Below are 19,051 nucleotides of genomic sequence, written 5' to 3'. Positions count from 1 at the left end.
CAGACGCGGAGGAGGATACGGGTGATGAGCATTCATGTTGCACGAAGGGTCGGAGCGTCGTTCGTCGCGGCGAGGTATATGGCCTTGTTCGCGTTCGCTGCGGTGGTCGCATGCGGCGGCACCGACGACACGACCCATACGACGGGAAGCGCGGCCGGCGGAATGGGCGGTGCCGGCGGAATGGGCGGGACCGGCGGCATGGGCGGTGCCGGCGGAATGGGCGGGACCGGGGGAATGGGCGGTGCCGGCGGCATGGGCGGTGCCGGCGGAATGGGCGGCATGGGTGGTGCTGGCGGCGCGATGGTCGATTTCTGCAGCGACCCTCCGCCCGCAGAGAGCGTCATGTCGGACGCGGCTTGCCAGTTCACGGCTCCGCCAGGCGAGCTCGCGCCCGTCGTGAAATGGCGCAAGGGCACCTTCGACGTCGCCCCCGCGTACGATCAGGTCATCGTGACGCCGGTCGTCGGCAATCTGAACGACGACAACGGAGATGGTCAGGTCGACACGAAGGACATCCCCGACATCGTGTTCACCACCTACAGCGGCTCCACGGGGTGGTTCGGCAATGGGTACCTCCGCGCGATCTCGGGCAAGGACGGCGCGGAGCTCTGGAGCGCGCCCGGCCCGCGGGGCGCCGCGGGTGTGGCCCTCGGTGACGCGGATCGAAATGGTTTGCCCGAGGTGTACACGATCGACAATGCGGGCAATTTGCTCGCGTTCGACAACCAAGGAATGCCGCTCTGGAGCTGCCCCGCTGGCGTCGGTGCCTATGGGTATCCCGCCATCGCCGACGCCGATGGTACGGGGAACGCCGAGATCCTCGCGGGGAACACCGTCTGCGCCAGTGACGGGCAAGTGGTGGTGAAGACGGTCCTCTCGCACGACTGGTATTTCGGGTCTCTCGACTTCCACAGCCCCACGTCGTTCTTCGTCGATCTGGATCAGGACGGATCCATGGAAATCGTGAGTGGCGCGGGCGCGAGCCGGCTGGACGGGGCGACGCTGTGGACCGGGCCGGGCGGACATGCCGCCGTGGCCGATTTCGACATCCCGGGCGCGGATCCAGGGAAGCCCGAGATCGTCGTCGTTCATGCCGGCGCGGTGTACATCCTGCATCCGGCCGACGGAACCACGATATGGAGCCGCTCCGGGGTGCTCGGCGCCTACGGCGGCCCGCCGACCGTCGCCGATTTCGATGGAGATGGGAAGCCCGAGATCGGCGTCGCGGCGAGCGCGGTGTACGCGGTGCTGGATCCGGAGGAGGCGGACGGAGTCCTGTGGACGGCTCCCATCCAGGACAACACCTCGTTCGTCACGGGATCGTCCGTCTTCGATTTCAATGGAGATGGCAAGGCGGAGGTGGTCTACGCGGACGAGCAGACCCTGTGGATCTTCGATGGATCCACGGGCAACGCCGTCGCGCAGATGTCCGAGCACGTGAGCGCGACGTATCACGAGTATCCCGTCATGGCGGACGTCGACGCCGACGGCCACGCGGACATCGTCCTCGCGTCCAACAATGGGTATTTCACGGGGCCGTGGACGGGCATCACCGTGCTATCGGGCGCCGGCAACGATTGGGCCACGGGCCGGCCGGTCTGGAACCAGCACGCCTACCACATCACGAACGTGGACGACGACCTTCGTATCCCTGCGAAAGAGATGCCTCACTGGCTCGGGCGCAATTCGTTCCGCGAGGGCGGCTTCAGCGCGCTCGGTGCGCTCGTCGCGCCGGATCTCGTCCCCGTCGTCTTCGCGAGCTGCAGCGAGAGTTGCCCGGCGTCGGGCCGGCTCGTCTTCCGCGTGGAAAACCGAGGGGCCGGCGCCGCGCCGGTGGGGCTCTCCTGGGCCATTCGAGGCGTGGCGCAAGACGGGACAAAGACCTTGCTCGCGTCCGGCAAGCTCGACGAGCCGCTTGCGCCAGGTTGGTCCTCGAAGCCCCTGGAATCGACCCTCGACGCGAGCGTGGCCGCGGGATACGTGAGCCTCGTGCTCTCGGTCGATGAAGATGGCGCCGGCAACGCAATCGCAAGCGAATGCGTGGAGAACAATAACGAGATCACGCTCCCGGCGATCTGCCCATGAACCTGCGCAGCGACACGGTCGGCGGGCAGGGGGCGGATCGATCCGGGGTTCAGTAATCGAAGATGACGAGATCCACGCCGAGCTCGATGGTCTTCGCCACCCAGCCCGTGAGCGCCTCGATGAACTCGGAGCCCTCGTCGCCGTGTGCGGCGGCGATCTTGGCGGCGAGCGCCGCGAGCCGTTCCCGGTAGACGATGGTCACCAGCGGGTACTCCGGGGTGTTCGGGATGGGAACGGGCCAGGTTTGGTCGGGATAGTTGAGGTCCGGGCTATCGACCTCGTCCATGCCAAAGATCGCCTGCATGCTGCGTACCTCGCCCGGGAGCACAGTCCCGAGCGTGTGCATCAGCGCCACCACGGCGTAGCCGTACCGCGACGGACAGCGATCGCCAATGGCGCCGGCGAGGACTTCGTCGAGCGCGCCCGCGCCCGGATCGTCGATCGTCGCGAGATACTTGCTGTATCGCGCCGAGAGGACGCGCGCGCGGAGGCTCGCGTCGTTCGAGCCCCATGCCGCCTTCACCCGATGGATGTCGACGGCGACCGCCGTGGTGTTGCTTCCCATGCACGGCATATACCACGAATTCGGGACAGATGGCCTAGTTGGGTCGCCCTGGAAGAGGGGGAGGGCGCGCATGCGAGCTGGTGATCGGCGTGCCCGCGCAAATCGGCGGATCGGGTGCGGAAGGCCTACTCGAGCGCCGAAATGCCGTAGGAGAAGCATTGGTGGATCTCCTCGGTCGCGTAGTCGGTGGAGAAGCTGCCCTTGCCGCTGGCAAGTTGCTCGAACGCCTCCACGGCCTGGGCGAACTTCTTCGTTCGAACGCCGGCTGCGCGAAGGTGCTCCACGACAGGGCGGAGCGCGCTGGCGGCGGCGTCGAGCTCGAGCTTCGCCGCGGCGCTCGGCCGATACTGCCCCATCCCCGGCTTCTGGCCACGAAGCTGCGTCTCGATCTCGGGCTCCGCGCGGAGAAAGTGAGCGTACGCGGAGGCGACCGCGCCCATTTCGCCCGCCCATTTCGCCGCGACGCGCTCGCGGGCCAGGGTCTCGAAAGGCGGAATCTTCAATGTCTCGCCGGCGCGAAGCCCCTTCCGCTCGTGGTGGTTGTGCGCCACGAGAAAGTCTTGATACGTGCGGCTCCCATAGCAGCGATTGGTGATGGACTCGAAGGAATCCCCTTTCTCGACGCGGATCGTGCTCGGGCACGAAGGCGGCCCCATGGGCGGCGCCGACGGAGGCGCCTCCGGGACGTCCGAAGTCTTCGTATCCGGTGCTGCGGACGAGGTGGCGCTCGGCGCTGGAGCGATGGCGCTCGGCGCTGGAGCGATGGCGCTCGGCGCTGGAGCGATGGCGCTCGGAGGGGCATTCGCCGCCCCATCCGGCTGGCCACGCGTGCATCCCCCCACGACGAGGCAAAGGATCCAACAACGAGCCAGCCGCATCTGCCGTGCGATCCCTGGAGCCCTCTCCATACGCGATCGTTTGCGATACCAGAGCCCCATGAGCCGCGACCTCCTGCTCGACGCCTAGCAGGGGTCCCGGCGTACAAGCAAGTTCTGCTTGAACGTTTCGGGGCCGCGAGCGCTCGCGGGAGCTCCCGTGAACGTGCAGCCGAGGCCGCGTTGCCCCTTCGTCGTCAAGACGAACAGGCGCGGGATGTTCAAGGCGCGACGGTGAGGTTGTACGTGACGTCCAGATCGAAGGTCTCATCCGGCGAGAAAACGATCTTCCCGGTGAACCGGACCTCGTGATCTCCAGCGGGGAGGGGCTTCAGCATGACCCAATAGCCGTCGGCGGCGGCAATCCGCGTCGTGCCCACCGGCACGCTGCAGGGATTTTCCCGGATGGGGCCGCTGCAAATGGACCCGAAAAGGTCCTCGGCCTGGCTCGGCGTGGGGTCGTCGAAGGTGGCCGTGTGGGCGCGTCGGTCGTCGAGGTCCGTGATGGCATGCCCATCGATTTCGAGCGTCGTCGTCACCTCGTAATCGTCGAAGAACGACGACGCGTTGTCGTGGGCCCTCGTCTCGGACGTCAAATCTTCGCACGTCAGGTCGGGGTTTTCGGTGTACTCCGGGCACGTCCGCGCCACGGAGTTGACGATCGGGAAGAAGATGGCTTTTCCCGAGGGAACGGTGCAAGCGCGCGTGGTCTGGCCGCCCGTATTGCCCACGAGGAAGAACACGTCGCCCATCTGGTGCCCCTCGCAAGGCCCGTCCAGAATTGGATTTTCGGCCTTGGGGATCGCGAGCGCCCATTCAAACCACGTCTCGGCCCATTGCTCGTACGTCTTGCCGAAGGGCTGCTCCTCGACGTCGAAGAGGTAATCGGGAGGGGCCGGGGGCTCGGGGGGCTTGGGGTCCTCTCCGGAGCACGCGAGCCCGAGGACCGCGAAGAGGGGGAGCAGCGATGCGGGAAGAAGGTTGCGTTTCATGGAGACTCCACTTCGGCGACGATGCGCGCCTCGAATGGGTTGGCGTTCACGAGCCCCCCAACATCTGCACGCCGCATGCCACGTTTGCCCGGGGCGAATTGCATCGGCTCGAGGCGAGCCGCCCCTCGTCCGAGCGTAACGGCTCCGAAACACTTGTCACGCGGGCGTGACAGCGAGGTGGTACGCCCGCGTGACAGTCATGTAGCGCCAAGGCTCGATCGAACGTCGCCGCCGCACGAGGACGCGACGGCCGACGAGAACGCTGTCGAGGCGCGCCGAACGCCGCCCCGGAGACGCTTCAGGTTTTGTCCGGCATCACCGCGTGCACGACCAGAATCGTGTATTGCGCCCACGCGGCACCTTTCGGTTTGTGGTGGGTCACGCCGATGTCGAGGTGGAGCGTCGGCTGGCGGAGGACCTCCTCCGGGATCTCCAGCTCCTCGAGCGAGGACGCCTCGATCACGAATCCACGCATTCCCATGCTGAACAGGTCCACGGCGCGGCTCAGCACTGCATTGAGGGCCTCCTCCGGCGTCGCCACGTCCGTGTGCACCTTCGCGAGCTCCTCGTCCATCACCTGCGCGACCGAGCCGAGCCGGAGCGGCGCGGGGAGCCCCATCCTCGCGCGGGACTGTACGACGCGGGTCAAGAGGTTCTTCACGTCCTCGGTGTGGTTGTTCCCATGGTGGAATCGATACCCCGTCACCACCGCGCCGATCACGCCCTCCTCCTTCATCAGGAGCGGCCCGAACGCGACCTGCTCGATGTCCCGCGAAAACAGCGTATTCCGCCCGATGGGCATCTCCAGCGCCGAGGTGAGCCATCGGCCGGCATCGAGCGTGGGCGATATCTCCGACATCAACGTCGCATTCCGGATCGTCCCGCCGACCTCCCAGCCCGCCAAGAGCCCGAGCGCGATGAGGTCCGCCTGCGGATTGCCCTCGAGGGCCGCCGAGAAGTAATGAGGCGCGAGCTTCGCCGCCGTGTCGGACTCGCGCGCGGCGAGCGAGACCAGCGAGAGTCCCGCGGTCTTGCGCACGCGGTTGAGGTGCTGGACGATCGCCTTCGTGAACTCCTCGGGGCTCGCCACCGGCGTCGGGTCCGCATAACGCACCGCCACGTAGCTCGGCGGGGCATCGGGCGCGCGCCGCAGGAGCGCCTGGGCAAACACTGTCGAGAGCACGCGCTTCGGCGGCGCATACAACATCTGAACCCACGTGGTGTCGTCGCCCGGCGCGGGCCGGCAAATGAAACGAAACTGCGGCCGCGGCACCGCCAGGTCGACCTGACACGGCGCGACGGCGGCGCTGCCATAATTGACATACGCCTCCATGAACTGCGCCTGCTCATGAAGGCGCCCCTCGATCACCACCTCGCCCTGCGCGTTCGGCGAAAGCGAGAAAGGCTTGATCTGGGCTTTTTCACGGGCGCCGACCATGTACGCGACGACCTTGTCGTCCCGACGGCCGAACCAGAACCCTGCGAGGTCCATCCCCTGCGCGAGGTTCTTCTCCAGCGCCGCGCGCAGGCCATCCCCGGTCTTCGTGAAGATTTCATCCTCCTTCACGTTGGCCGGGACCTTCAGATCGAAATGCGCCTCGAAGACATCCGGGACGAGGTTGCCGCATCCGCCCACGAGAAACCGGCGCAGGCTCTGGTCCGGGGTCGCGCCGTGCTGAAGATAAAAACGCCCGAGCTCGTGGGCGAGGCAAGCCATGGCGAGGTTCAGGCGGGGCTTCTTCGCCGCGCTCCGCGCGACCTCGGCGAACAGGGTCTCCCAGCGCCCCGAGGGCTCCCAGGCCGTCTCCGCGGCGTCGGCGACCGGCGCCATCTCGATATTCCACGCATCGGACGCCCCCGCCGTCTTCGGGAGGGCCGGCTTCACGGAAGGTTTTCCCCCGAGCGCCAAGAGGTCGGCCTGGCTCGGGAACTCGGCGATCGGCCGCGCCACGCCCCCGCCCGTGCCCCCGGCCCCGCCGCAGCCGATCAGCACGGCCGCCCCCACAACCGCGCCAAGCTGCGCAAAACCCCGTCCCGTCATTCTCGATCGTCGATCCATACCCGAACACGCCTTATCTCTCGGCGCCCCGCCGTCCGGTGGGCGCACCTGAAAAACTCCGCGACTCCCCTCCGCGACGTCTAGCCGTTCTCCGGCCATCGCGTCAACGGGAGAGACGCTCCGGTAACGAAAGAGCGTTCGCGGACGGTAGGGACGGCCCGGCGACAGAACCCGCGGCTCTTCAACTTGGTCTCGCGCTCGAGGCATTGTCAGGGGACGAGCTTGTCCGCAAACAGACTCGTGCTCGACGTGGGCGACGAGAGAGGATAAGATCCAACCGTGCCCAATACGGAATGCCATGACCGCTCCTGAATGCCTGCGCTACCCCGAAGAGAGGCTCACGTGTTGTTGGTGACTGGCGCTTCGGGCAACGTGGGCAGCGCCGCGGTTGCGCTCCTCGCGAGCCGGCTCGGCGCGGGCGCCGTGGCAGGACTTGCGCGGGACCCGGCGCGCGCGGCCGCGCGTGTGCCTTTCGGTGTGCAGCTTGGCCGCGCCGACTACACCGATCGGGCGAGCCTCGACGAAGCTTTCGCAGGGGTGTCGGCCTTGCTGTTCGTCGCGAGCGACGGCGATGCGCGCGACGTGATGAAGCAACACGCCAACGTCATCGACGCAATCGCCGCGTCAGCCATCGAGCGGGTGGTCTTCGCCAGCATCGTCGACGTCGAAGAGCATTCGCCGTTTTACTTCGCGCCGGTCTACCGGGACGCCGAGCAACGATTGCGCGCCTGCGGCAAGCCATGGACCATTGTTCGCTGCGGCATGTACTCCGACTTCCTGTTCTCGCAATGGCTGGAGCAAGCCTGCGATACGGGGATCGTCGATGTGCCGGCGGGACGAGCGCACATTGCGCCGATCTCGCGCGACGACGTGGCCACCGCGGCGGCGCTGGCGCTCGAATCGGGAGCCCATGAAGGTCAGGTCCTCGAGCTCGGAGGAGCCAAGGCATACACGTTTGATGAGATCGCCGAGCTGGCCAGCATGGCCTTCGGCCGGTCCATTGCTTACCGGCCGGTTTCCGCAACGGACTACCTGGCGCGCTGCTGGGCCACAATGGAAGACCCGTGGCCGCACGCCTTCGCCAGCCTGTTCGCGTCCGTGTCGCAAGGCCGGTTCGCCGTGACGAGCGCCGGGTTCGAACAGATCGCCGGGAGGCGCCCCGAAGAGCTGAAGGCTTTTCTCGAACGCCATGCAGGAGGTTTCGCTCGCGGATCTGCATGGCAGCCGCGTTTTCACCGCGATCAGGAAACGGCCGGTGATCACGAGCGGACGCGGTGATGTCCCGGGCTTCTGCCTACCTTCGAGGTCGCCGTGCCTCAAAGACCCTGGAACCGCTCCCGGTCGTACGCGTCGTTTGATGTGCCCGGGCAAAAGGTAGGGCCGTCGTCGATATTCACCGAGAGCACGAATCCGACGGTGCCAGGGTGTGGTCCACAGATACCGTCAACAAACGGTTACACGCATTCACGGCTTTTGGCGTTCAAGAGCTAGAAATGGCGGCGAATCGAGCTGGCATACCCGGTGCTAAAGCGCCCGTCGCAGCTCAACAAGCTGAGAAAGGTCATACCTCGTGAACATGAAGATCCGTCTTGGAATCCTTGCTTTGGGAACCACCCTGCTCGCCGCGTGCGGGGGAGGATTCAGCGTTGATGACATCGAAGACCACGCGCCGGAAGGAACGGTCGCCGGGGCGAGTTGGGCAATGAAGTCGGCGGTCGTGACGGACGACGGCGATCGGTTCTCGGTCAGCCTGTTTCCTGTCGAGGTCATGGCTTGCGACAAGTTCGCCTCGTCCGACACGCAGATCCTGTTCAGCGCGCCGAAGACGGCCGGTGAATATCCTCTCAAGCTCGAGCTCACCGACCTCAACGGCAGCCAGACGATCACCTTCGTCACCGCGCCCGGGCAAAACGTGATTGCCTCGGAGGGTATCTTGAACGTCGAGTCCGTCTCGGCGGACAAAGTCACGATCGGTCTGCTCGCCGAAGCGGAGGAAAACACGATCAACGGGCGCTTCACCACATCGATCTGCAAGACGACGAACTGAACGCGCCCCGTCGGCCGAGGCTCCCGGCGGAGCCTCGGCCGATGGGTCGTCCTGGCAAAGCCGCCCCGAGGGACGCGGCGCCGCTCATAACCCGCCGAGGAGCCTCACGCCGAACGAATCGTTCGACAGCAGCGGCGCTCCGGAGGTGTACACCGCTGCCGGGGCGAGCCCGCCGGACGGACCCGTGTAGAGCCGCACCCGCGCAGGCGTGGCTGCCGTGTTGGTGGCATTGCGCCAGTAGGCCGCTCCGATGAGAATGTCGTCGTCGCTGCTACCGGTGACGTGTCCCATGATCGCCGCGCTTCGACCGAACCGCCGATCGTTGCCGTCGGGCCCGTCGATGATCTGCGCGGGAGGCGAGACAATGCCGCTCTCCGCCCCGTAGAATACGTGTACTCGCCCGGGAAATGCCAGGCAGGAGGCGCCGCTCACGTCGAAGAGGGTTGGCGTCGCGAGGACGAAGTCTCCAAAGGTATCGCCGTCCAGATCGCCGCCCCCGGCGAGGTCTCCCGCGATATGGAAAGTCGAAGTGTAATTCCAGTTGTTCGTGCAGGTCGCGGCGGTGTAGGTCGGGAGCGTCCACGACGAGCTGTCGAGCGGAGCCGCCGCTGAGCCATAATAAATGTTCAACGATCCGGGCAGGTAATGCTGCGAGTAGCTCGCGCAGTTGCCGGCGATGGATTTCCTGTAGAGCCGCGCCTTGATCACAGCGCCCAGATCGGCGAACCCATCGCCGTTGATGTCGCCCATGGGCGTGACAGATCCGATCCCGTCGAGCCGCACCAGCACTTGCTCCAAGGGATTCGCTTGCGCGCCGCGCAGGATGTCCACATAACCGCGGTTGCCTGGAATTGGTCCGTCCGGCGGGTTCTGGCAGAGGTCCGGCAGCATGTTGATGCCAATGGCGACATCGGCGAACCCGTCCCCGTCCACGTCGCCGACGCCGCGCACGGTGACCTGCGTCGACAAGGTGCGCAACGCGAGCGGGATCTCGACCAGGAACGAGCTGGGATTCTCGAAGCCTTGCTTGCCGCCAAAAAGAATGAAGACCTCAACGCCGGTCTCGGTGGGCACAGGGTTGAGTTGTCGGACGGCGAGCACGTCCGCATAACCATCTCCGTTGATGTCCCCGGCCGGTACGAGCGAGTGGAATGGCGCCGGGATGTCATGGCTCTGGAGCTGGACGAGTGTGCCTTGGTCGTTCATTCCATAACGAAGTACCTGAATCGGATTGGCTTCCACCCAGGCACCTGAGGGTTGGCTTACTCTGAGCTGCTTGATGGTGACGATCTCCGGTCGCCCGTCGCCGTCGATGTCTCCTCCGTTTTGCATTGTGGATGCGAACGCCGCCTCCGTGATCCCGTTGTTGGACCAGCCGCCGGAGAGAATCGTCGAGGTGCCGTTTCCCCAAAGTACGGTGATGGTCGCGCCGGCGGAGGTGGGTGGGAAGGTGTTTCCGATCACCCGCTCCGGGATCCCGTCCGCGTCGATGTCCGGCCTCATCCCGAGCAGGGCGGGGGACGTCACCGGACGCCCCGTCACGAAGATCGAGCGCGTGGTGCTCCATTTCGTGCCTTCGAGGAAGGTCTGATCGGGGTGCATTCGGCGGCCACGGCCGCGCACGAAATACGCACCTCGCGGGAGAGGCGCGGAGAGGACGGCGCCCGTCTGGCCGATGAGGGTCTCGACGACATTGGCGCAAAGTTTGTCGGAGCAGACCTGGACGAGGCTCTCCGAAGAGGTCGGATCCGTCTCCCACTGGAAGACGACGCCGCCGCTCACGAGCGAACCGGCGAGGGGCGCGATGAATCGGGGAGCGAGCGGCTCGAGGACACACGCCGCGTCGACCGGATCGCAGACCTTCGTCGGGCCGCAGGGGGTCGCAGCGCCCCAATCGGGGCACCCGGTCGGGCCTGACACGCACGTCTGCAGCCCCTCGGCCGCGCACTGTGTCGACCCGAGCTGGCAGAGGTCCACGCAGACGCAAGCGCCATTCGAGCACGTCATCATGGGGCCGCAGGACTGGGCGGGGCTCCAATCGGTGCAGCCGGTCTGTTGCATCTCGCAGGTTTGCACGCCTTCGCCGGAGCACTGCGTCGCTCCCAGCGCGCACTCGTCCGAGCAGAGGAGCACGCAGGCGCCGCCCGAGCACTCCATGTAGGGACCACAGGACGCGGGAGCGTCCCAATCCATGCAGCCAGTGGGCTGCTGGACGCACGTCTGCACCGCTGTGCCCGAGCATTGCGTCGCGCCGAGGTCGCACGTGTCCACGCAGACGCAAGTGCCATTCGAGCAGGCCATCATGGGGCCACAGGGCGCGGCGGTACTCCAATCGGTGCATCCATTGGGCTGCGTCACGCAGGTTTGAACGCCTGCGTCGGAGCACTGCGTCGTTCCCACCGCGCACTCATCCGAGCAGAGAAGCACGCAGGCGCCGTCGGAGCATGCCATGTTGGGAGCGCATGGCGTTGGGCCATTCCAATCCGCGCACCCGCTCGGCTGCAGGCCGCACACCTGCACCTCTGCACCCGAGCATTGCGTCGCTCCGAGGTCGCACGTGTCCACGCAGACGCAAGCCCCATTCGAGCAAGTCATCATGGGGCCGCACGGCAAGGGTGGATCCCAATCGGTGCAGCCGGTCTGTTGCATCTCGCAGGTTTGCACGCTGTCGGCGGAGCATTGCGTTGCTCCGAAATCGCACTGGTCCGAGCATTGCGTCACGCAGGCGCCTCCCGAGCAAACCGTGCCGGGGTCGCACGGCACTGCCGTGGCCCAATCGGTACAGCCTGTCGGCATTGCGACGCAGCTCTGCACCCCGTCGTCGTCGCACCGCGTCGCCCCCTCGTTGCACGCGTCGGTGCAAGACCCCGTGCAGACGCCATCCTGGCAAACGTCGCCTCCCGTGCAAGGCGTCGCCTCGCCCCAATCCGCACAACCCGAGAGGCCCACGGAGCACGCCTGGACCCCCGTGTCCGTGCATCGGGTCGACCCCGGCGTACAAGCATTCACGCAGGCCCCTCCGTCGGCGGCGTCCGGGGGGGTCTCCATGGGGGGAGCCTCGCCGCATCCGAGGAGGGGCACGAGCGCGAGGAGGCTCGCCAAGCGCCGCAGCAGGAGCGGGCGTCGAGAGAATGAAGGGGTCGTCAAGGGACGCATGAGGGCGGAGTGTAACCGCACCTACGCTGCTGTGTCCATGACAAGGAACGCAGATTTCCTCCGACACCTTTCCGCCTGCCGGTCAACCGGTCTTCTACGCGACCCGCAATTGACGACGTGAGGTGCAGCTTCGCCAATGGATGCGCTCGCTATCGCGCAGAGCGCACGCCGCGATGGCCCCCCTTCGGGGCCTCTGTGTTCTCCGCTTGCCCCTGCTTGATCGCATATCGGAGCGCAGCTTCCAGCGTCCCGAACGTCTTGAGCGCGCCGAGGTCGAGCTCCAGGCTCACCACCGTGCTCGCCATTCCCGGCGAGATCCCGGAGACGAGGCATTGCGTGCCGAGCAGCCGCGCCGCATGCACGACCTTGAGCAGGTGGCTCGCCGCGCCCGTGTCGATCACGTCGACGCCCGTCAGATCCAGAATCGTGAAGCGCGCCTGCGTCCGCGTGATCTCCTCGAGCAACGCCTCCATCATCCCCCCGGCGCGCGTGCTGTCGACGAGCCCGATCACCGGCATGGTCAGGACGCCCTCCCACAACCTGAGGATCGGCGTCGTCATCGCGCGAATCGCCTCCTCCTGTCGCCGGATGAGGTCGAGCTTGCTTCGGAGCTCCTCCTCGATGCGTGTACGCTCCTCGACCTCGCGGCGCAGGTCCTCCTCGATGCGTCGGCGTTCCTCGACCTCGCGTTGCAGGCGCTCGAAGGCAACTGCGAGGTCCGCCTTCGTGGCATTCTCCGTGCCGATCAGCGCCTCGAGGTCGTCCTCGATCGTGCGCTCCGTGGGGCGCACGACGAACTCGTCATAGGCGTCGCCGCGAGCCAGGAATGCGGTCTGCTCGGCTCGACAGTGTGTCCCGAAGATTCGTGAGCAGTGCGCGCCGAATTTACCCGCCATCGTGCTGGTGCCCCAGTTGACGCCGAGAGCCTTCTGATAGAGGCCCTCCCAGCTATTGTGGACCCGGAACCACGCCTCCTTTTTCTCACGGTCGAGCCGTACGAGCTCCCAGAGGCCGTGCCCGACCGCGGCTGCGCTCGTGCCGAGGTACCTGAACCCGTCCTCCAAGCTTTGACGGTGCTGCATGATGGCCGCCACCTCGCCCTCGATGCTTTCGCGGCCCGCCTGCTCCGCGGCGATCACGAAGCGCTCGGTACCGACCATCTTGTGGATGCCGACCATGAGCCCGGCCAGCGTCGTCTCGATCCACATGAGCAACGCCGGGTTGCCCCAGACCAGGATGCGGCCGTTTTCTCGGTCCCACTCGAAATCCACTCCATCCACGCTGATCTTCGGACGCTCGCTCATCGCTCTCTACCCACTCCTGGAAAAAAACGGCCTGGTCGGACGCTCGGATTGCCATGCTACCGCGTCCCGAGAGGAGGAGCGCAAAAATGCTACGCACCCCGATCGCAGGTGCTGATCCGGTTGGTGCTGTGATCGCGACGATGCAGCGGTATGTGCATCATCGGAAGGAGGATCTGGAGGAGGCAAGGAGGAGGTTGGCGAGGCGAGGGAGGGCCATACGAGCTGTCCCTGTTCAAGCGTCGCCTGTGCTACGGTCCGCGGCGAGGCCACGCATAGCGAGCTCGAGTGGGCATTTCACGCATTGGGCTGCCTCCCGCCGGCATCGATCAAAACGTCAGGCAAAATGCCCGGGTGCGGGCGAGCGCTGTTGCCAGGGCCGCCTTATCCTCGTCGTCGAGGCCGGGCAACTCGCGGACGTAGAAACACGGATGCGAGGCAATGAAACGCAGCGCAGGCTCTGCCCACGCATCGACGCGGAGGACGACCTCGGGGGCCTGCGCGCCGAGGACGAGCAACTCCGCCTTCTCGCCTTCGAGCCTCACGTCGAAGCGGGCGTCGATCCGATCGTAGCGAATACGGTCGTCGAGCCGAAGCTCGATCTCGTCCTGCCACACCGGCGGAGGACGTTCGCCGAAGAGGGACTCGTAGATCGCAGCGAACGCCTTGAATTCCACGAACTGGACCCCCCTGTCTTCATTCCAGTTGGGCTGATGGTGCAGATACCGATGGAAGAACCGCTTGCAGAAGTCGCCATAATCGCGCGTGAAGAGCACGAATTGGTGCCACGCCACGTCCACGCGGCGAGAGAACATCGGTATCGATTGCGGGTAGCAGGCGTCGCTCACGAGGAAAAAGCGCTTCAGCTCGCGAAAGAGAGCGTGCGCTTCGTCCTCGCTCGTGACGTTCCGCTCGACCTGGAGCTTCCAGACGGACGAAACAACGCCAATGTGCGGCGCCGAGCCGATGCGCAGTCTCAAAAAGCGGATACGGCAGTCCGCTTCAGCGGACTCCGCGCACTGCCAGTCTCCTGGAGCGGACGAGTCCTGACGCGTACGGGTTCGGGTACGCCCAGCCCGTCCGCGACGCCCGGCGCCCCCGCAGCGCCGCGCGTCGCCGGGGCTGGGTCCCCACGGGCGGCAGCTCCCGTTCTGGAGTCCTGGAGCCGCGCTCGCACCGAACGTTTGGGCTCGGCGGCGACGCATTGACTCGCACGGGGCTCCCGTGCGACCGTCTCGACCCGGTAAGGCCAGCACGAGAGGGAGTGATGAAGCTACGTGACTATCGATCGGAGGATCGGGCGGCGTGCCTCGCTGCGTTTGACAGCAACATCCCGCGGTTCTTCTCGGTCGAGGAGCGCGAGCGATTCGAGCGCTTCCTCGACGACTTGCCGGGCCGTTATGCCGTGGTCTGCGACGAGGACGGCGCCGTGGTAGGGTGCGGGGGGCTCGCGCCCACGAGGGTGGACGCGCGCGTGGCGACCTTGACGTGGGGCCTCGTTCATTCGTCCTTGCACGGAAGAGGTTATGGGAAGGCGCTCACCGAGGGCCGGCTCGCATGGCTCGCGGACATGCCCGAGATCGAGCTCGTGCGCATTGATACGAGCCACCTGACCGCGGATTTTTACGCGCGGCGCGGGTTCCGGCTCCTGCGACGAATCGAAGATTTCTATCAGCCCGGGCTCGATCGGTGTGACATGGAGCTCGTGGTGCGTCGCTAGGCGCGCCGTCCGCCGACGGCAGCGTGCAGTCGACCGAGCACGACGCGCCCCCGCTCGATGAGCGCTTCGTGCTCGGCGGAGAGAACGAGCATGCCATCGTCCGCCACCGCGCCGGGGATATGCGGCGCGAACTCCTCGGCGAGCCCCTCCTCGGCGATCTCCGCGAGGTATTCGGGCTGTTCGGTGCAGTGCAAGGCGGATATGGCGCGGCGAAGTTTCGGAACAGAGCGTTCCTTCAATGCCTCCTCGGCTTGATGGAGCGCCGTCTCGATCACCGACGGAACGAGCGCCGGCCAGTACGAGCGCAAGCGTTGCTCGGGCGTCTGCTGCTTCTTTTTCGCGAGGGAGACGTAATTTGCGAGATCGCCGAGCTGCTGAGCGAGCACTGTGAGTCCGCGGTTCGAGGCCTTTCGGCGTAGCGATCGGAGCTTCGAGCTCACCGCCTCGAAGTCGTAGCCGGCAAAGCCGGCCTCGCGCGCCGCGTGGTACTCGCTCCAGACTCGACGGGACTCTTCTTCAAGGTCGAGGGGGACGTCTGATTCCTTCATCTACGTCGTAGGATACCTCGGCTCCGCCGGAGTGCCTAGATGCAATCGATGGTCTGGAGCTGATGTCCACGCCCTCGTACGCATGTCAATTCACGATGATGGTGCGACCCTCCGCCGTGTAGATGACCGCCTTTGCCATTGCGAGCGCGCTCGCCGTCGGCGTTTGGCCGTCCGACGAAAGCTCTTCCGTGACGCTCTCCTTCTTCTTCGAGCGCACGAGCGGCCAGAAGATCTGCTCGGTCCACGGTTCGATCGAGGCGCCCTTGGGCAAACCAAAGCCCTCCTGGCGGGCATGCGGGATCACGAGCGTCCCATGCAGCAGATCGAAGATGGCGAGGGATGCACCATAGTTCTTCATGGCATTGCCGTACCGGCCGAGCCCGTGGTGGACGTGGTGGACGTCGGGCAGCGTGATGACGCGCTCGATCACCCACATGAAGGGGCGCAGGAAGCGGTTGCGCTGGAGGTGCAGATCCCAGCGAAGATCGCAGTGCAACGACAATGCGATCAGCGTATAGAAAGCCGTTCCCACGAGATAGGCTCCAGGCTGGCCGAGCCAGACCATGAGCGGGGCGACCCAGGCGTGCGGCAGCAGCAGGTTGAAGATCCAGTTTTCCCGATACGTGACGGCGGCGTGGAGCTGCTCCGAAACGTGGTGAGGCTTGTGGAGGCGCCAGAGCCACGGTACCTCATGGCACTTTCGGTGCACCCAATAAAAACCATAATCGACGAGCAGCACGTAGAGCACCGCGAAGGGCCACGCGGCATGGCCAGCGAGCGCCCCCTTGGAGCCCGGCCAGAGCCTCCCGAGCGGCAGGAGCACGGTGACGTTGAGCGCTACCCGGGTCAGGAAACTGACGCCGAGGGAGACGAGGCTCGTGCCGAGCTCCCGCATCGTGAGCATCCCGGGCCGCCGATGAAGGCCGTATCCGATTTCAATGGCGCCGAACAGCGCGACGAGACCGGTCGTGATCAGAATCGTATCGAGCATGACGTGCTCTCCTTTCGGGTGTAGGACCGCGATCAGGCAACCGCAGACGCAGCCGGGGCCATCGAGCCGCGGTCCAAAAACCTGTCGTGATGCAAATGCTTCGCCGGGATCCTGTGGCGCAGCACCTCGAGCGCGGAGTCGATCATCGCAGGCGGGCCGCAGAGGTACGCCGCGCAATCGGCGAGGCTCGTTTCGCGCTCGCGCAGGTAATCGGTGACGCGACCCCGCCTCCCTCCCCAGGTCGAGGATTCGGACTCCTTCGAGAGCACGGGGACAAACGTGAACCAACCGTGCCATCGCTGCTGAATCGCGAGGATGGATTCGATCGCATAAAGATCCCGCCGGGTACGCGCCCCGACGACGAGCGTCACATCCTGGGTGAACCCCTCGGCGAGCCCTTGCTCCAGGATCGCCTTGATGGGCGCGAGGCCCGTGCCCGCCGCCACACACAAGAGCGGCCGGTCGGCCTCTCGATAGCAAAAGCCCCCGTGCGGCCCAGACAGACATACACGAGCGCCCGTCCGATCCGCGGCGAAGAGCCAGCCGGTGAAGGCTCCGCCCGGTACGTGCCTGACATGAAAAATGGCCCGGCGTCTCGAGCTCCGCCCGGTCGGCGCCTCGGCGAACGAATAGCAGCGCGGCTCGTCGAGGCCCGGGACCTCGGGGACGGTGAGCTGCGCGTACTGGCCCGCTACGTAATCGATGTCCGCGGCGAGGCTCAGCTCGAGCTCGCATACGTCCGGCGCGAGCATGGTCATTTGCGTGATGCTCGCTTCCAGCCTCCTTGGCGCTTGACGTACCGAGCCATCGTCGCCCGCTCCAAGCACCTCCACCTCCACCTCGGCCGACTCGGCCACGCTCTGGCAGGCGAGAATGAAGCCGGAAGAAAGCTCCTCGGTGGAGACGTGGCGCGAAATATCCTTTTTGAGGCGGATCTGCCCCCGCGTGAGGCGGCACTTGCAGGCTCCGCACTCGCCCACATTGCACATCCGGGGAAACGGGATGTCCTCCCGCACGGCCGCGCCGAGGTGCGTCTCACCAGCCGCGATGGGAGCGACGCGATTGCTGCCCGCGACACGAAGGGTCCCTTTTCGCCCGCTCTCCTTGGGGATCGATTTGAATCCGAACATGATCTCGTTTCTCTCCTCCGGGCGACAACATGTGTCGCCACCCGAGGAGTTGCCCATGGAAAATCGGCATGAGAACCATTGCTGGCGTGAATGATCGAGGCCCGTCAGACGAGCCCGCACAGCTCGACGATCGTTTGCCTGAGCCATTGATGAGCCGGGTCGGCGTCCTGGTGGGCATGCCACATCATGAAGAGCGGTATCGGGCCGATGGGCAGCGGGCAGCTCACCACCCGCACGGGAAAGTGCTGCTCGCACAGGCGCGCCAGCGGCAGAGGCATCGTGCAGACGAGGTTCGATCGGGACACGAGGAGCGGCATCGACAGAAAGTGGGGCACCTGCATCCGCACGCGCCGCGAGCGCCCAAGGACAGCCAGGGCCTGCTCGGCCGGGTTCGTCTGGCCCTCGCGTGGCTCGAGGATCAGGTGCTCCAGCCGAAGGAACTCGTCAAGAGTCAGCGATTCTCCTACGGCCGGATGATCCCGGCGCACGAGCGATACGATCGTCAGGTCGAGGACGCGCTTGCGCCGGAACTCCTCACCCGAGATGACGACGTGATCGAGGACGAGCTCGACCTTGCCGAGGCGCATTTCGTCATGCAGCGCGGCCCCCGGTTCCCGCCGAACATCGATACGGATGCCTGCGCCGAGCTGCTCGATCCGCTGCAAGAAGCGCGGCAGGAGGATGGCCTCGCCGATGTCTTGCAGGCCGAGCGTGAACGTACGGTTCGCCGTGCAATCGAATGCATCGGCGTGAGCCAACGAGCCTTGGATCAGCTCGAGCGCCTTGCGGATCGGGCCGGCGAGCGCGAGGGCACGGGGCGTTGGCGCCATTGCCTTGCCGTGGCGCACGAAAAGCTCGTCGTCGAACAGCAGCCGCAGCCGCGTCAAGGCGTTGCTCACGGCCGGCTGGGTCATGCCGAGGCGATCGGCCGCCCGTGTCACGCTGTGCTCGATGAGCAGGGCATCCAGCACCGTCAGGAGATTCAGGTCGACGGCGCGCAGGCGAGGGACAGGCGGGGCGCTCATGTCGAGAAACGTAACGCAGCCCCGAGGCGCAACCGCGAAGCATCATCCTTTGGCAAACCGAGCGATCTCGTGAAGGAGCGCCCCCCGAAGGCGAACGCGGTCGCATTCGGGCCCGCCCGTGGGCAATCTGGGTTAAGCTCGTCAATGTGCCCGCCCCGAGCCCCGCCACCCTCGCCGCCTTGTTCAAATCGCCTAGCGAGGCTGGCCGCGCGGGCCTCAGGCGTGCCTGTTCCCCTCCGGCTCTCCGGTACCATCACGGGCGACATGCCCCGCTCGGCTGGCTCAAAGCGCTGGTCCTCGCGTCCTTGCTGGTCGTAGCGGCATGCCATGCGCCCGAGCCGCAGATCTCGTCGCACCGGCGGCGGCACCTGCAGCCCGCCAAGCTGGAGCCATGTCGGATATCGCCGAGGCTTCCTTCCGAGCCTGTGGGCGTCGGAGCCCGCTGGCGGTTCGATACCGGTCATCGACGGGACGGCCGCGTATGGGCACGCGCGCCAGTGGCCAGTTCCGCGCAGCTACAGGCAACGAATAGAAATGCTGAAAGCCGGCCGCGCCGG

At 66.1% G+C, this 19,051-nt stretch carries 16 protein-coding genes; 5 read left to right on the top strand and 11 right to left on the bottom strand.

Annotated elements, in window-relative coordinates; genetic code table 11:
* Positions 1–24 precede the first annotated feature (24 nt).
* Complete coding sequence (locus QHF85_RS00825; protein WP_281325065.1) at positions 25–2,085, top strand: FG-GAP-like repeat-containing protein; 2,061 nt, start codon at positions 25–27, stop codon at positions 2,083–2,085.
* A 49-nt stretch (positions 2,086–2,134) separates the two neighbouring features.
* On the opposite strand, the gene QHF85_RS00820 is transcribed toward QHF85_RS00825, so the two are convergent.
* The 4 genes from QHF85_RS00820 to QHF85_RS00805 form a co-directional block, all read right to left on the bottom strand.
* On the bottom strand, positions 2,135–2,650 hold the full coding sequence (locus QHF85_RS00820; protein ID WP_281325064.1) for a hypothetical protein: 516 nt from the start codon (positions 2,648–2,650) through the stop codon (positions 2,135–2,137).
* Between the two features lie 125 nt (positions 2,651–2,775).
* On the bottom strand, positions 2,776–3,306 hold the full coding sequence (locus QHF85_RS00815) for a hypothetical protein (protein WP_281325063.1): 531 nt from the start codon (positions 3,304–3,306) through the stop codon (positions 2,776–2,778).
* A 440-nt stretch (positions 3,307–3,746) separates the two neighbouring features.
* Entirely contained in the window at positions 3,747–4,517 is a 771-nt protein-coding gene (locus tag QHF85_RS00810; RefSeq protein WP_281325062.1) for a hypothetical protein, read from the bottom strand.
* 298 nt (positions 4,518–4,815) lie between these two features.
* Entirely contained in the window at positions 4,816–6,558 is a 1,743-nt protein-coding gene (locus QHF85_RS00805) for a hypothetical protein (protein ID WP_281325061.1), read from the bottom strand.
* Positions 6,559–6,918: 360 nt separating this feature from the next.
* On the opposite strand from QHF85_RS00805, the gene QHF85_RS00800 reads away from it, so the two are divergent.
* Positions 6,919–7,854, top strand: a complete 936-nt coding sequence (locus QHF85_RS00800; RefSeq protein WP_281325060.1) for an NAD(P)H-binding protein — start codon at positions 6,919–6,921, stop codon at positions 7,852–7,854.
* A 298-nt stretch (positions 7,855–8,152) separates the two neighbouring features.
* Positions 8,153–8,623 (top strand): hypothetical protein, encoded by a 471-nt coding sequence (locus QHF85_RS00795; RefSeq protein ID WP_281325059.1) that lies wholly within the window; start codon positions 8,153–8,155, stop codon positions 8,621–8,623.
* Positions 8,624–8,707: 84 nt separating this feature from the next.
* Here QHF85_RS00795 and QHF85_RS00790 read toward each other — a convergent pair whose 3' ends face one another.
* Complete coding sequence (locus tag QHF85_RS00790) at positions 8,708–10,405, bottom strand: VCBS repeat-containing protein (RefSeq protein WP_281325058.1); 1,698 nt, start codon at positions 10,403–10,405, stop codon at positions 8,708–8,710.
* A gap of 22 nt (positions 10,406–10,427) precedes the next feature.
* On the opposite strand from QHF85_RS00790, the gene QHF85_RS00785 reads away from it, so the two are divergent.
* Positions 10,428–10,784: a hypothetical protein gene (locus QHF85_RS00785; RefSeq protein WP_281325057.1), complete on the top strand. Its 357-nt coding sequence runs from the start codon at positions 10,428–10,430 to the stop codon at positions 10,782–10,784.
* A 1,144-nt stretch (positions 10,785–11,928) separates the two neighbouring features.
* Here the strand turns inward: QHF85_RS00785 and QHF85_RS00780 are convergent.
* A complete protein-coding gene (locus tag QHF85_RS00780) occupies positions 11,929–13,083 on the bottom strand; it encodes an STAS domain-containing protein (RefSeq protein WP_281325056.1) in 1,155 nt (384 codons plus the stop codon).
* Between the two features lie 326 nt (positions 13,084–13,409).
* On the bottom strand, positions 13,410–14,060 hold the full coding sequence (locus QHF85_RS00775; protein ID WP_281325055.1) for a hypothetical protein: 651 nt from the start codon (positions 14,058–14,060) through the stop codon (positions 13,410–13,412).
* Between the two features lie 287 nt (positions 14,061–14,347).
* Between QHF85_RS00775 and QHF85_RS00770 the strand changes: the two genes are divergently transcribed.
* The gene (locus QHF85_RS00770; RefSeq protein WP_281325054.1) at positions 14,348–14,800 is read left to right on the top strand and encodes a GNAT family N-acetyltransferase; all 453 of its coding nucleotides are present in this window, start codon (positions 14,348–14,350) and stop codon (positions 14,798–14,800) included.
* Here the strand turns inward: QHF85_RS00770 and QHF85_RS00765 are convergent.
* From QHF85_RS00765 to QHF85_RS00750, 4 genes are all read right to left on the bottom strand, one after another.
* The gene (locus QHF85_RS00765) at positions 14,797–15,348 is read right to left on the bottom strand and encodes a hypothetical protein (RefSeq protein ID WP_281325053.1); all 552 of its coding nucleotides are present in this window, start codon (positions 15,346–15,348) and stop codon (positions 14,797–14,799) included. The two genes, QHF85_RS00770 and QHF85_RS00765, sit on opposite strands and share 4 nt — an antisense overlap.
* Positions 15,349–15,433: 85 nt before the next feature.
* Positions 15,434–16,339: a sterol desaturase family protein gene (locus QHF85_RS00760; RefSeq protein WP_281325052.1), complete on the bottom strand. Its 906-nt coding sequence runs from the start codon at positions 16,337–16,339 to the stop codon at positions 15,434–15,436.
* A 32-nt stretch (positions 16,340–16,371) separates the two neighbouring features.
* Positions 16,372–17,469 (bottom strand): 2Fe-2S iron-sulfur cluster binding domain-containing protein, encoded by a 1,098-nt coding sequence (locus QHF85_RS00755; protein WP_281325051.1) that lies wholly within the window; start codon positions 17,467–17,469, stop codon positions 16,372–16,374.
* Positions 17,470–17,573: 104 nt separating this feature from the next.
* On the bottom strand, positions 17,574–18,494 hold the full coding sequence (locus QHF85_RS00750; protein ID WP_281325050.1) for a LysR family transcriptional regulator: 921 nt from the start codon (positions 18,492–18,494) through the stop codon (positions 17,574–17,576).
* Positions 18,495–19,051 lie beyond the last annotated feature (557 nt).

The sequence above is a fragment of the Polyangium sp. 6x1 genome (genome assembly GCF_029946515.1).
Classification (GTDB): Bacteria; Myxococcota_A; Polyangia; order Polyangiales; family Polyangiaceae; genus Polyangium.
The sequence above is the reverse complement of the archived record's forward strand: the minus strand, read 5'-3'. Positions and strand labels throughout refer to the sequence as shown.